General features: G+C 44.1%; 14 protein-coding genes. 5 read left to right on the top strand and 9 right to left on the bottom strand.

Annotation, left to right across the window (positions count from 1 at the left end):
* Window positions 1-247 precede the first annotated feature (247 nt).
* The 4 genes from E5672_RS09425 to E5672_RS09440 all read right to left on the bottom strand — a co-directional run bounded on the left by E5672_RS09425 (window position 248) and on the right by E5672_RS09440 (window position 2955).
* Complete coding sequence (locus E5672_RS09425; RefSeq protein WP_136781963.1) at window positions 248-721, bottom strand: DUF4426 domain-containing protein; 474 nt, start codon at window positions 719-721, stop codon at window positions 248-250.
* 96 nt (window positions 722-817) lie between these two features.
* Complete coding sequence (locus E5672_RS09430) at window positions 818-1354, bottom strand: YggT family protein (RefSeq protein ID WP_136781964.1); 537 nt, start codon at window positions 1352-1354, stop codon at window positions 818-820.
* A gap of 20 nt (window positions 1355-1374) precedes the next feature.
* The gene (gene proC, locus E5672_RS09435; protein ID WP_014950466.1) at window positions 1375-2196 is read right to left on the bottom strand and encodes a pyrroline-5-carboxylate reductase; all 822 of its coding nucleotides are present in this window, start codon (window positions 2194-2196) and stop codon (window positions 1375-1377) included.
* Between the two features lie 72 nt (window positions 2197-2268).
* Window positions 2269-2955 (bottom strand): YggS family pyridoxal phosphate-dependent enzyme, encoded by a 687-nt coding sequence (locus E5672_RS09440; RefSeq protein ID WP_136781965.1) that lies wholly within the window; start codon window positions 2953-2955, stop codon window positions 2269-2271.
* 27 nt (window positions 2956-2982) lie between these two features.
* Between E5672_RS09440 and E5672_RS09445 the strand changes: the two genes are divergently transcribed.
* The 3 genes from E5672_RS09445 (at window position 2983) to E5672_RS09455 (ending at window position 5633) form a co-directional block, all read left to right on the top strand.
* On the top strand, window positions 2983-4026 hold the full coding sequence (locus tag E5672_RS09445) for a type IV pilus twitching motility protein PilT (RefSeq protein WP_136781966.1): 1044 nt from the start codon (window positions 2983-2985) through the stop codon (window positions 4024-4026).
* A gap of 8 nt (window positions 4027-4034) precedes the next feature.
* Complete coding sequence (locus E5672_RS09450; protein WP_136781967.1) at window positions 4035-5147, top strand: PilT/PilU family type 4a pilus ATPase; 1113 nt, start codon at window positions 4035-4037, stop codon at window positions 5145-5147.
* A gap of 168 nt (window positions 5148-5315) precedes the next feature.
* Complete coding sequence (locus E5672_RS09455; protein WP_136781968.1) at window positions 5316-5633, top strand: putative signal transducing protein; 318 nt, start codon at window positions 5316-5318, stop codon at window positions 5631-5633.
* 74 nt (window positions 5634-5707) lie between these two features.
* Here the strand turns inward: E5672_RS09455 and ruvX are convergent, their stop codons facing one another.
* The 4 genes from ruvX to E5672_RS09475 all read right to left on the bottom strand — a co-directional run bounded on the left by ruvX (window position 5708) and on the right by E5672_RS09475 (window position 8648).
* Entirely contained in the window at window positions 5708-6139 is a 432-nt protein-coding gene (gene ruvX / locus E5672_RS09460) for a Holliday junction resolvase RuvX (RefSeq protein WP_136781969.1), read from the bottom strand.
* Window positions 6132-6698: a YqgE/AlgH family protein gene (locus E5672_RS09465; RefSeq protein WP_136781970.1), complete on the bottom strand. Its 567-nt coding sequence runs from the start codon at window positions 6696-6698 to the stop codon at window positions 6132-6134. Before E5672_RS09465 ends, ruvX begins: the two co-directional genes overlap by 8 nt.
* Before the next feature lie 128 nt (window positions 6699-6826).
* Window positions 6827-7780, bottom strand: a complete 954-nt coding sequence (gene gshB, locus E5672_RS09470) for a glutathione synthase (RefSeq protein ID WP_136781971.1) — start codon at window positions 7778-7780, stop codon at window positions 6827-6829.
* A 139-nt stretch (window positions 7781-7919) separates the two neighbouring features.
* Window positions 7920-8648 (bottom strand): 16S rRNA (uracil(1498)-N(3))-methyltransferase, encoded by a 729-nt coding sequence (locus E5672_RS09475; protein WP_136781972.1) that lies wholly within the window; start codon window positions 8646-8648, stop codon window positions 7920-7922.
* A 783-nt stretch (window positions 8649-9431) separates the two neighbouring features.
* Between E5672_RS09475 and E5672_RS09480 the strand changes: the two genes are divergently transcribed.
* Complete coding sequence (locus tag E5672_RS09480) at window positions 9432-10274, top strand: mechanosensitive ion channel family protein (RefSeq protein ID WP_136781973.1); 843 nt, start codon at window positions 9432-9434, stop codon at window positions 10272-10274.
* A gap of 96 nt (window positions 10275-10370) precedes the next feature.
* Here the strand turns inward: E5672_RS09480 and E5672_RS09485 are convergent, their stop codons facing one another.
* Entirely contained in the window at window positions 10371-11168 is a 798-nt protein-coding gene (locus E5672_RS09485; RefSeq protein WP_136781974.1) for a M48 family metallopeptidase, read from the bottom strand.
* Window positions 11169-11575: 407 nt separating this feature from the next.
* Here E5672_RS09485 and E5672_RS09490 point away from each other — a divergent pair, with 407 nt between their 5' ends.
* Window positions 11576-13378: a choice-of-anchor I family protein gene (locus E5672_RS09490; RefSeq protein ID WP_136781975.1), complete on the top strand. Its 1803-nt coding sequence runs from the start codon at window positions 11576-11578 to the stop codon at window positions 13376-13378.
* Window positions 13379-13473 lie beyond the last annotated feature (95 nt).

Consider the following 13473-nt stretch of genomic DNA (forward strand, 5'->3'; position numbering starts at 1 on the left):
TTATCGTGATCTTTACACCTATAAACGTGCAATCGGTGCTCACTAACTTGCCCGACCAGTTGCTTTGATTATTTACCACCTCATTGAATTGGTAAAGTGTAGTTACCATATTTTTAACATAATAAAAAAGCGAGATACCGGGCTAACGGATATCTCGCTTTGCTATTTAGCTAGTTTTTTTAAACGCGAAAGTGTTATGAGTGGGCGCTTGCGATTAGCACCTTTTAACAACTACCTGCCTAAAACGTTATTCATCTACGTACATTTTTTGCTGGAACTTCAGCGTTTGTTTGCTGGCACCTTTTTGAACGTCAATCTCAAACCTGAAAGTTTCCTGATCGCGAAATGGCAACACGGCAAGGTAATAGATGGCATCGCCTTCTTCCACCTTTTTGAACGTCAGCTTACGCGAGTTACCTAACAGATTCTTAGCCGTACCTGTGACATCTGCCCGTTGCGCTTTACCGGAAACTTTGTCCAATACAGAAATGTTAACTAATGCATTAAATTTACTTCTTACAATACCATAGTTAGCGGCCACTTCTGGTGTCAGGAATGGCGTACTCACCACCATATAGTGAACATCCCATTCACCAAGCGTTTGCTTCTGCTCGGCAAGTGCGGAAAAGCTTAAGCATGACACAGCCATCACAAGAAGTGCTACGTAAGCTTTTTTGATATGTTTTATTCCACCCATGATAGAAACTACCTCTGCCTTGATCTTATTTTCAATTCTTACCCATTACAGCTTGTTTTGCTCTATGAACCAAACTGCAAAGCCAATACTTTCCCTAAAAGTGTCTTGAACTTACATTAGTTACATGGGGAAAGTGTCTTGGATCAGAAGCTGTAAAAACTGTAATGCGATGATAGCAATAAGCACCGATAAGTCTAAGCCGCCTAATGGTGGAATGACTTTGCGTATTGGCGCTAAAAAAGGCTCGGTTAGCTGATATAGAACATAGTCAACCGGAGACTGGCCTTGAGACACCCAGCTTAATATAGCGCGTAGCAGCAACACCCAGAACATTAACGACAGGGTTTCTTTTATCACGCCAATCACTGACAAAATCGCGATACCTACAGGGTTTAGACTACCGCCAAACATTAACCCTAGGGTTATTAGCTTAAGCGCGCATACCGCCACCGCTAAAACAAAAGTAGCGGTATCGAACCTGCCGATTGAAGGAATGATACGGCGCAACGGCCCCACAATAGGGTGGGTTGCTTTTACTACAAATTGACTCATTGGGTTATAAAAGTCTGCTTGAACCATTTGTAACCAAAGGCGCAGAATAACCACCATCAAATAAAGGCTAAATAAGGTATCAACCAAAAATACCGTTGCGTTCATGTTGTGTTTTTCCTAAAACGTTATAGCTGTTTTGCCATTTCTTCAGCACGTGCTACGGCGGCGCGCATCGACTTGCTGACAATATCTTTTAAACCTTCATTAATGAAAGTGTTAACGGCTTCTGCGGTAGTGCCGCCCTTAGACGTAACTTGGGCACGAAGCTCACTTAATTCAAGGTCTGGGTTGTTACAAACCATTTCGGCTGCGCCTAACATCGCTTGCTGAACCATTAAGCGGGATTGCGCTTTATCAAACCCCATGTTCATGGCTTCTTCCTGCATATTTTGTAAGAATAAGAAGAAATAAGCTGGGCTGCTGCCCGCTGCAGCAATAACGCCGTTAATGCCCTCTTCTTTGTCTACCCATACTGTTTCGCCAACGCTGTTCATAACATCGTCAACATATTGCCTGTCTGACTCAGAAACCGTGTCGTCGGCATACATTCCAGACATGCCTTTACCTAATAAGCTTGGGGTGTTTGGCATAATGCGAACAACTGGGTATTCACCACCTAGCATTTCTTGCAATCTGGCTACCGGAAGCCCAGCTGCAATGCTCATAAACAACTTGCCCGATAGATCATTGTTTTTTTGGAGTTCGCCGCACATATCGCCCATTATTTGTGGTTTTACCGCAAGCACTATGGCATCAGCGAATTGGCAGGCTTCATCGTTAGATTGTGTGGTGTGAATACCAAACTCGGCCTTCAGGCCATCTAACTTTGGTGTGGAAGGGTTTGCCGCAAGGATGTTTTCTTTCGCGTACCCTGATTTGATAAGACCACTGATGATGCTGCGGCTCATGTTACCCGCGCCAATAAATGCTAATTTTTTCTGTTGCATGTAAATCCTATTTGTTGGTTGCGTTTAAGTCTGTGTAGCGAGGCGAAGCGCTATTCGTTAGGTTTGCTCGCGCTAGTTTCGTTTACCAAAAATAGCGGTACCGATGCGGACCATAGTTGACCCGTGTTGAATTGCTTCTGCCATATCACTACTCATTCCTACGGATAGGGTATCAAAATTGCTCAATGATGTATGGTAGTGGTCAAATAATTCTTTAAGCTTGGTTAGTGTAGCGTGCTGCTGCTCTTCACTAGGGTCCGCTTTAGGTATGGCCATGAAACCGCGTAAAATCAGGCGCTCTTGAGAGCCGACAAATGCTACTAGCGCGTCTAATTCGCTTAGCGCCACCCCAGACTTGCTCTCTTCGTCATCAATATTTACTTGAATACACACGTTTAGCGGCGGCATGGATTTAGGTCGCTGCTCGTTCAAGCGGCGAGCAATTTTTTCTCTATCTACAGACTGAACCCAATCAAAGTGTTCGGCTACCACTTTGGTTTTATTCGATTGGATTGGACCAATCATGTGCCACTCTATATCGCTTAAGTGAGAAAGTTCCTGAACCTTTTCAACACCTTCCTGCACGTAATTTTCGCCGAACATACGTTGTCCGGCTTCATACGCTTCCATGATATCTGATACGGGTTTTGTTTTGCTAACCGCTAGCAATTTAACGGAATTTGGTGGACGATGTGCACTGGTAGCGGCTTGGTCTATTCCTTTTCGTGCGGAATCTAGTCTTTCTGCTATTGTTTGCATTATTCACCTTGTTTTGGAGAAGTGGTTGTGGATATTACCGAACTTTTGGCTTTCAGTGTTAAGAATAACGCCTCAGATTTACACTTATCAGCGGGCCTACCACCAATAATTCGTGTAGATGGCGAGATGCGTAAACTTAACGTGCCTGCCCTCGATCACAAACAAGTTCATGGTCTCGTTTATGAGATTATGAATGACATGCAGCGCAAAGAGTACGAAGAAAACTTAGAAACCGATTTTTCTTTTGAAGTGAATGGTCTGTCGCGTTTTCGTGTCAACGCATTTGTGCAAAACCGAGGCGCAGCAGCGGTATTGCGTACCATTCCAAGTAAAGTGCTAACGCTAGACGACTTAGGTGCGCCTGAAATATTTAAAGACATCATTAACCAGCCTACCGGAATTGTTCTTGTTACAGGCGCCACTGGTTCAGGTAAAAGTACCACGCTTGCGGCCATGGTCGACCATATCAACACGCATAAGCGCGAACATATTCTCACTATTGAAGATCCAATCGAATTCGTTCACGACAATAAACTTAGCTTAGTGAACCAGCGGGAAGTGCACCGCGATACGCACTCGTTCAACAACGCACTGCGCTCGGCACTTCGTGAAGACCCTGATGTTATTCTAGTTGGTGAGCTACGTGACTTAGAAACCATACGCCTTGCCATTTCAGCTGCCGAAACCGGCCACTTAGTCTTTGGTACACTACATACCAACTCTGCGCCAAAAACCATTGACCGTATCATTGATGTTTTCCCGGCTGAAGAAAAAGCCATGGTGCGCTCTATGTTGTCGGAATCATTACGCGCGGTAATTTCACAAACCCTGCTTAAGAAAGTGGGGGGAGGCCGAGTTGCTGCCCATGAAATCATGGTAGGGATCCCAGCAATTCGAAACCTAATTCGTGAAGATAAAGTACCGCAAATGTATTCGGTTATTCAAACGGGTCAGGCTCACGGTATGCAAACTATGGATCAATGTCTTCAGCGCTTAGTAGCTATGGGTGTGATTACCAAACAGGACGCGGCCGCAAAGTCAGTTGATAAACAGTCAATGAACAATTTCTAGAGGCCATTATGCTAGATTCACTATTACAAAAAATGGTCGATACCAACGCATCAGATTTGTTCGTAACCGCGGGGTTTCCTGTCAGCGCCAAAATTAACGGCAAATTGACGCCAGTGACGGAAAGCGCGACCTCGGAAGAGGCATCACTCGCACTTGTTCATGAAGCGATGAACGAAAAGCAGCAGAATGAGTTTCATACTTCAAAAGAGTGTAACTTTGCTATTGTGCGAGAAGGTATTGGTCGCTTCCGTTGTTCAGCATTTTGGCAGCGCGACCAAGCGGGTATGGTTATTCGCCGAATCGTGACACAAATTCCTAAAGCAGATGACTTGGGTCTGCCGCGAGTACTAAAAGAAATTATTATGTCTAAACGCGGTCTTGTTCTATTTGTAGGTGGAACGGGAACCGGTAAATCAACGTCATTGGCTGCGCTCATTGGGCACAGAAATGAAAACTCGCACGGGCATATATTAACTATTGAAGATCCCATTGAGTTTGTACACGAGCATAAAAATTGCGTAATTACTCAGCGCGAGGTGGGCATAGATACCCAGTCTTTCGATGATGCGCTTAAAAGTTCACTACGTCAGGCGCCTGATGTCATTCTGATTGGTGAAATTCGCTCAATGGAAACCATGGAATATGCCATGTCGTTTGCTGATACGGGGCATTTATGTGTGGCAACGCTGCACGCTAACAACGCAAACCAAGCTATTGAGCGTATTATGCACTTAGCGCCTAAAGATCAGCACGATAAACTGCGTTTCGATTTAAGCTTAAACATTCGTGCTATTGTCGCGCAGCAGTTAGTACCTACCCCAGATGGAAAGGGCAGGGTAGCGGCAATAGAAATATTGCTGAACTCGCCGCTAGTACGCGACCTTATTCAGCGCAATGAAATAGGCGCACTAAAAGAGGCAATGAAAAAAGGTAAAGAGCAGGGGATGCAGAGCTTCGATATGGCACTTTACGACCTTTACAAAGCGGGCAAGATTGATATGGACCAGGCGCTTCACCATGCCGACTCGCCAAATGATCTGCGCTTAATGATCAAGCTTGATACTAGTGACGGTTCTAGCTTGGGAACACTGTCAAATGTATCTATTGATATGGATGACTAATTGCTGTCGCATCATGCTGATGTATTAATAGCATTGGTGCACTAGATAAAGTAGCAAAGGGATAAACAATCAGTAGATGATGTGTTTCTCTGGCACGTTGAGCAGCCCACGGGCTGCTTTCTTGTTTAATACCAGTTCGCGTTCGATTGTTTAATAAAAGGATAGCCGTTGAAAAAACTCTTCACCTCACAAGACGCTTTTGAAATGCAAGCGGTTCGCAGCGAGCTTGACGCGCTGTCTATCCCCTACATGGTTAAAAACGAATTTGCAGGCGGTGCCATCGGTGAACTGCCTTGGCAAGACTCTCAACAAGAAGTGTGGCTGGTTGACGATAGCTGGTATGCAAGAGCGTCGAAAGTTATTGAGCTCTTCATTCAGAAATCAAACGATAAGGCAGTATCTAGTGAAGACTGGATTTGTGCTGAATGCCGTGAACAAAACGGCGCCGCTTTTGATGTCTGCTGGCAGTGTGGGGCAGAAAAGTAATAACAGCAAGAGCCAGCAGTATACTAGAGCCTGTTGACCTTTGGTGTACAGCCAAGGTCAACAGGCCCTAACAACTATTCGTACTGACTCTCACTCCAGCTAGCGAAAATTACGCAGGCTGAGACGCTATCTACCTTGTCTTTGGTCAATTTCTTATAGCCACCTAACTCAAACAGCATAGCCTTAGCATCAGTGGTAGTAAGTCGCTCATCACAGGTTTCAACCGCAACGCGAAAACGCCCATGTAAGCGGTTTGCAAATTTGCGGGCCCGTTGAGTCATCTCCTGCTCAGTACCATCCATATTAAGGGGTAAACCCACCACTACAATATGCGGCTGCCATTCTTCGTAAAGCTTTTCTATTTGCGTCCAATCAGGAATACCGTCTCGTGCTTTTAGCGCTGCAAGAGGAGAAGCTGTACCGGTAATTTCCTGACCTACCGCCACGCCAATGCTTTTGGTACCAAAATCAAATGCAAGTACAGTGCGGTTTCCTATGTCAGGCATGCCCAGCTCCCGGCGCTAGTTGCCATACATCAACACCGAGTTTATTTACCGTTGCTTGCCACTTTTTATGCATTGGCGTGTTAAACAGAATATCTTCATCTGCTTCTATGGTAAGCCATGCGTTTTCCTGCATTTCCTTTTCAAGTTGCCCAGCAGTCCAGCCCGCGTACCCCAAAGCAATCAATACATCTTCAGGGCCTTCATCGTTAGCAATTGCGGTGAGGATGTCTTTTGATGTAGTAACCATGATCCCTGGCGCTAGTTTCAGGCTTGATGCCCATGCTTTTTGAGAGGAGTGCAGCACAAAACCTCGCTCTTGGCTTACAGGGCCGCCAGCCAACACGATTTGCTCTGCTTTGTCGTCAGACACATCAAGCTCTTTGTCAGTTTGCTCGAGAAGCTGTTTCACGTTCATGGTCGAAGGCTGGTTGACTACAATACCCATAGCACCTTCAGCATTGTGTTCACAAATATAAATGAGCGAGCGAGAAAAATACGGATCATCCAAACTAGGCATCGCGACCAGAAAGTGATTTTGTAGGCTTTTTAATTCCGTCATAGTTTGTCTTTTATCTACTATCTTTTACTTTGTCAGGGCTTTTACACTATTGATGGTAAACGCACTCCATTCGCTCATATTTATCTTTAATGACACAAGCCGCACCAGACTGTTAATGCAAACTTACTTTATTTACTGGCTAGTCGCTTTTCGATGGCATCGAACAATGCGCCCATAATATTAATATCGTAAGCCGCTTCTATTTCTCTTACGCAGGTTGGGCTAGTAATGTTTATTTCGGTTATTTTACTGCCAATAACATCAAGCCCTACAAATAAGATGTTATTTTCCTTTAGCGTTGGCGCAATAGCTTCGGCCAGAGCGCGATCGGAGTCAGAAATGGGCTGCGGACGACCCGTGCCGCCAGCGGCTAAGTTGCCTCTGGTTTCCCCTTTAGTGGGCAGTCGCGCCAAGCAGTACGGCATAACTTCACCATCTACAATTAACACGCGTTTGTCACCGTCTTTAATCTCTGGAAGGTACTCTTGTACCATCATATAGCGCGCGCCTAACTTAGTCAGCGTCTCTATGATTACGCCTAAGTTGTTTCCGTCCGGCTTTACTCTAAAAATAGAGGCGCCACCCATACCATCTAGGGGCTTACAAATAATATCTTGATGCTTGGCATGGAATTCACGGATAAGCGTTTGATTATTCGTTACCAAAGTATGTGGAATGTGTTCTGGGAAGTACGACGTAAACAACTTCTCGTTGTAGTCACGCAGCGCCTGAGGATTGTTTACAACCAACGCCCCCGCGTCTTGTGCAAGCGAGAGCACCTGAGTCGCGTACAAAAACTCACTATCAAAAGGAGGATCTTTGCGCATAAGTAAGACGTCAATATCACCTAAATGCAGGGTTGATTCATCTTCAATGGTATAGAAATCTGTCGCTTGATCTTTCACTGACACGGTTTTGCCTAAACCCATTGGCTTACCATTGTTTAAGTAAAGATCTTTTAATTCAAAATAAACGATCTTTGCACCGCGGCGCTGAGCTTCAAGCATCATCGCAAAGCTTGTATCTTTATGTGGCTTAACGCTTGCGATGGGGTCCATAATTACGCCAACGGTATATTGCATAATGTTCTCACCTTGAATGTTAATAAAATGCCGCTACAGTCGGCTTTTCAATTTGTAAGCATATATTGGGGCACAGCGTAATTCTTCAAGTTATTGAGCTAACCCTATTCGGACTTAAAAGTTTCTTTTACATACGCAATTAGAAGTCGCCGTGCTGAGCTTGAAGTATACTCAAGCTGGTGATCGCCGCTGTTTCAGTGCGCAAAATTCGTGGGCCTAAACTTACCGACTGATAGCCGTTTTCGTTTGCCTGATGAATCTCTGTTTCAGATAACCCACCTTCAGGGCCAATAAGCAAACGAAAACCTTGAGTATTATAAGGTTGTCTTGCCAAACTTTGTTCCGCGCCCGGTGCAAGAACGAGTCTTGTGGTATTGGTAGATGATGACAGCCATTGATTTAAGCTAACTGGTGCATTGAGCACGGGAATTATGTTGCGACCGCTTTGTTCACAGGCGCCAATAATAATTTTCTGCCATTGCTGAACTTTCTTTTCCCAACGTGACTCGTCGAGTTTAACTGTACAGCGCTCAGTAATAACGGGTGTTATTTCCGTTACGCCAAGCTCTACGCTTTTCTGTAGTACAGTGTCCATCCTATCGCCTTTAGATACACCTTGCCCCAAATGCAGATGAAGGGGAGATTCTTTTGCTAGCGATAGGCAAGCATCGGCCTCGACCGTCACTTTTTTTCTCTGAACGCTAATAATTTGCGCGCTGTATTCATTGCCGTCGCCATTGAAAAGCACGATAGGGCGATTGGGCTTTATGCGCAGTACCGTGGCGATGTGATGACCGGCGTCTTCAGTTAACTCAAACTCTTGTTCTAACGGGATAGGATTGGGGTAATAAACTCTCGGTATACGCATAATAATTCGTGTGTTTGGTTTTAATGCGTATGATACGTGTGTGTACATACAGGTTGCAATGCTGTCGACGGCACCATGTAAATTATTGGGTAAAAACTTACATAAACAACAGCATGCGGCCTATATTAAAATCACCTGACTCGTAAATTAACTCTACGCTGCAGTAGGCGAAGAGTTGTTCGAAGTTGATTTCAACACGGTGGAAGAAGACTTCGATGTTGGTTCTGGGCGGTATTCCGCTCTTGCATACTTGGTGTGTTTTCCTTTATCAGTGCGTAGTGAATACAAAAATAGACACAGAACGACTGAAAATAGGGTTAATAGAAGCAACATGCGTTAATCCTTTAATTGACATAGTTTGCTAAAGCCCGTTCATAAAGAATTGATAGCAAGTGTATCGAAATAGATAGCACGCTTTAATTCTTATGAGACTTTAGTCTAAAACTTTGTGGCTAAAAAATCATCAAAAAAAATGTCTTAAAACTCGGTAACTTCCAATAAATTGGAAAAAGCGCATCAAGGCTTCGGTATGAGATAGTACAAATATTGGGTGACATGCGTGTGACAATTACTGAAAAATATACTCAAACTTTAGTCTATGAAGTAACGGTAAATGACGTTATGTATCGCTACTTTAGGATAATGCTAACACTATCAATAGCCTATGTGGCTTAGACTTTAGAGCGAATTTACGCTTTTTAAACCGATTAAGTATTGGTGATAATACGATTAGCTGCTAACGTATTTGCGTTAATTACAACAAACCATGACAAGGACCATATTATGGAAGAGAAACTTTCGCTTTTTTCAGCAAGCGATGTTGAAAGGTACATAAACGACTACGCCATTCCATGGGGTATCAACATCTTAATGGCAATTGCGATTTATGTAGTCGGTAAGATCGTAGTTGGATTTATTTTGTCTGTATTTAGACGCTTAATGTCTAAGTCTAAATATGATGACATGCTGGTAGATTTCCTAGAGGCGATACTTAGCGCTATTTTGATGCTGTTCGTCATTGTTGCGTCACTTGACCAACTAGGTGTAGATACTACTTCTCTTGTCGCTATTTTAGGTGCGGCTGGTCTAGCTATTGGTCTTTCACTACAAGATTCACTGAAAAACTTTGCAGCAGGCGTAATGCTACTTGTATTTAAGCCGTTTAAAGCAGGTGATTTTGTTGAGGCTGCGGGTACTGCGGGTTCTATTGTTAAGATCGGTATCTTTACCACTACAATGAATACACCAGACAATAAAGAAATTATTGTTCCAAACGGTAATATCTATGGCGGTAATATTACTAACTACTCAGCAAGAGATACTCGTCGTGTAGATATGGTTGTGGGTATTGGTTACGACGCAGACCTTCTTAAAGCGAAGAAGATCCTTGAAGAAATGGTTGCAGCAGACGACAGAATTCTTGCTGAACCTGCGCCGAAAATTGCGGTGTCTGAACTGGCTGACAGCAGCGTAAACTTCATTGTTCGTCCATGGGTTAACTCTGCCGATTTCTGGGGTGTTAAATTCGACTTCACTGAAAACGTTAAACTACGTTTTGATGAAGAAGGTATTTCAATTCCATTCCCTCAAATGGATGTTCACCTACACAAAACAGACAGCGAATAAACTCGACTGCTCTAAACAAAAAAACGCTGCATTTCGCAGCGTTTTTTTGTATCTAGCTTAATTACGATGTAACAGCGTCATCCTTGATACCAGTTTTTAGCGACAGTTCGGACGATATGCAGTTGCTTGGTAGTCAGCATACGCACCAGACATATTTGCCTGTAGATTATCAATTCTTGTTTGGGGCGCAGGGTGGGTTGATAATAGTTCCATAGGGCGCTCACCACCACTAGCAGCATCCATGTTTTGCCATAAGTTCACAGATTGTCTTGGATCAAACCCAGACTTTGCCATCAGCTGAAGGCCGATGACATCCGCTTCTGACTCATGTGTTCTACTAAACGGAAGCTGGACACCTACCTGAACACCTAAACCTATTGCCGCCATTATAGGGCCCGATTGAGGGACTTCGTTCGCTGCCAATATTTGACCTACTGCTTGACTACCTACATTAATCAACGTTGACTGAGACATACGCTCGTTACCATGCTCTGCTATAACGTGACCAACTTCATGACCAATTACCGCAGCAAGCTGGTGCTGGTTTTCCGCTACATTTAACAAGCCTGTATAAACACCTATTTTTCCGCCGGGCAGTGCGAACGCATTAACCTGTTCATCGTCAAATACTACGACTTCCCATTGACCGCTAAAAACACTCGTAGGTACTTGAGCCGTAATAGCGTTTGCAACACATTCTACGTACGAATTTTGTACGGCTTTATTAGAAATTTTTAGTTCCTCTTTCATGCCAGTAAAAGCTTGGTCGCCCATTTGCGCTAACTGGGTCTCTGAATAGAGAAGTACTTGGTTTCTGCCCGTCGGTGAAGTCGCACAAGCAGTTAATGTGAGTGCAGCAGCAATAACCGCTGAAGCAGTGAATTTCAATTTCATGGTTAATCCTTTTATTTGCTGAAGACGCCATTTTGCGTATTTAAAACACGAAAAATGCATGCCCTTCAGTGTATACATCGATTTAGCAGTATTAGTATCAGATAGCACGTATAAATAAAACTAGACGTTCGCGCTAATCATCCAATATGACAGTTTTCCAGCTTTCTCATTAAAGTGATCTGGCTATAAATTAAATTGAAATAAATGCTTACAATTAGCGCTTAGCACGTAAATAGTTGCTTTTTTATAGAAAAGTTACAGGCTTTTGCCTTCTTAATATTTGTGTCATAAACTGATTCTAATTTATACATAGAAGTTGAATAAATTTTCTGGTGTACTGGGTTCAGAAATCCAAGATTTCTCTGACCTCGCAACGTACGACAAAAACAAATAAAAAAGGAAATCAAATGGCAGTGCGTAACAAGTTTAAATATGGACTACTAGCATTTTTAGTTTCAGCAGCGCTCTCAGGGTGTGGCCTTGACGGTGACGATGGTGAGCAAGGCGAAACAGGGGCACAGGGGCCGCAAGGGGAACAAGGTGACCCGGGCACAGATGGTAGCGATGGTACTGATGCTTCTATTGGCATTGCCATGGATGTGGTTGGTCGCGCCTTTTTGGGCAACCAAACAGCGGCTGAAATCGTTCAATACCATGCCGGTACCAGCACCATTTACGCCACGAATGGTGAAACGAATACAATTGCTGTTATTGATGCCTCTGGTGTTAACACCGCCACAATGGCAGACCCAATTAACACGACTTCATTAACGCTAACTACTATTGCTTTGCCTGCTGATATTAACGGTGTGGCGCTGGGCAGCTTAACAAGTATTGCAATAAGCGGTGATCTTATGGCTGTTGCTGTACCTGCCGACGTTAAAACTGACAATGGTTATGTGCTCTTTTATAGCGGTTTAGACAGCTCCGCTCCTGCATTTTTAGACTCTGTAGAGGTAGGTGCACTGCCAGACATGGTCACTTTTACTCCAGACGGTGGCAAGGTGTTAGTAGCGAACGAAGGTGAGCCTTCTGATGACTACACCATTGACCCTGAAGGTTCGATCACCGTTATTAATATTTTAGCTAGCGGCGAGCCTGAAGAAACCGGAACTACTGTAGGTTTTACTGCGTTCAATGGTACAGAAGCTGACTTAATGGCTCAGGGCATGATGTTTCCAAACCCAGCGGGGCGAACTATCAACGGTACAGCAATTACTTCTACGGTGGCGAAAGATCTGGAACCTGAGTACATCACAGCAACAAATGATGTCGCTTATGTAAGTCTTCAGGAAAACAATGGCCTAGCAATTGTAGATTTAGAAGAATTGACCGTTGATGTGGTTGGTCTTGGGACCAAATCTTGGGCTGGACTTAATATTGATATACAAGAGAACGATGCGGTTAGCTTTGGCCAATATACTGGCATTTATGGCGTATATCAGCCAGATACTATCGCTAATTTTACCTGGAAAGACGCGACTTTCATTCTAACTGCCAACGAAGGTGATGCCCGTGAGTACTTCTTCGAAGCTGCCGATGAAGCTGCATGTACTGCTGCTGGCGGGGTTGATTTCGACGAGGATGATGGTTGCCTTGCCTACACAGATGAAGTGAAAGTAGAAGACCTTACTGCTGCTGCAAACTCTGAACTGGCCATGCTACAGGCTACAGGTGAGGCTGATGATTTACGCGTAACTTCAGCTATGGGTGATGCAGATGGTGACGGTGAATACGATGCGGCATATGCATACGGTGCACGTTCATTTACCATTTGGGATCAAAATGGCCTAGTGGTTTATGATTCTGGCGACGATTTTGAGCGTATTACAGCTTCAGTTCACGGGGCGCAGTTCAACAATGGTGACGACGAAAATGCTAGCGATTCACGTTCTGAGAACAAAGGACCTGAGCCAGAAGCATTAACTGTGGGCCAAGTTGGCGACCGTACTTACGCTTTCATTGGCACTGAGCGTATGGGCGGTATTTTCGTCTACGACGTTACAAATCCTTATGATGTTCAATTTGCAGAATATGTCATTAATCGCGACCTTACCGAAGGACTTACCAGCGACGATGTTATTGGTGACCTAGCACCAGAAAGTTTGGTATTTGTTAGTGCCGATGACAGTCCAAGTGGCGTTCCTCTTCTTGTCGTTGGCAACGAAGTTAGCGGCACAGTTACAGTTTGGCAAATCAACCAACTGTAATTTAACATTCAATAGTTAGACAGGAACCCGCTTTGCCAAGCGGGTTTTTTATTGTCTAATAAAAAACCCGAGCTAGAGCTCGGGCTTTTAGTATT

The organism is Alteromonas portus, assembly GCF_005117025.1.
Classification (GTDB): Bacteria; Pseudomonadota; Gammaproteobacteria; order Enterobacterales; family Alteromonadaceae; genus Alteromonas; species Alteromonas portus.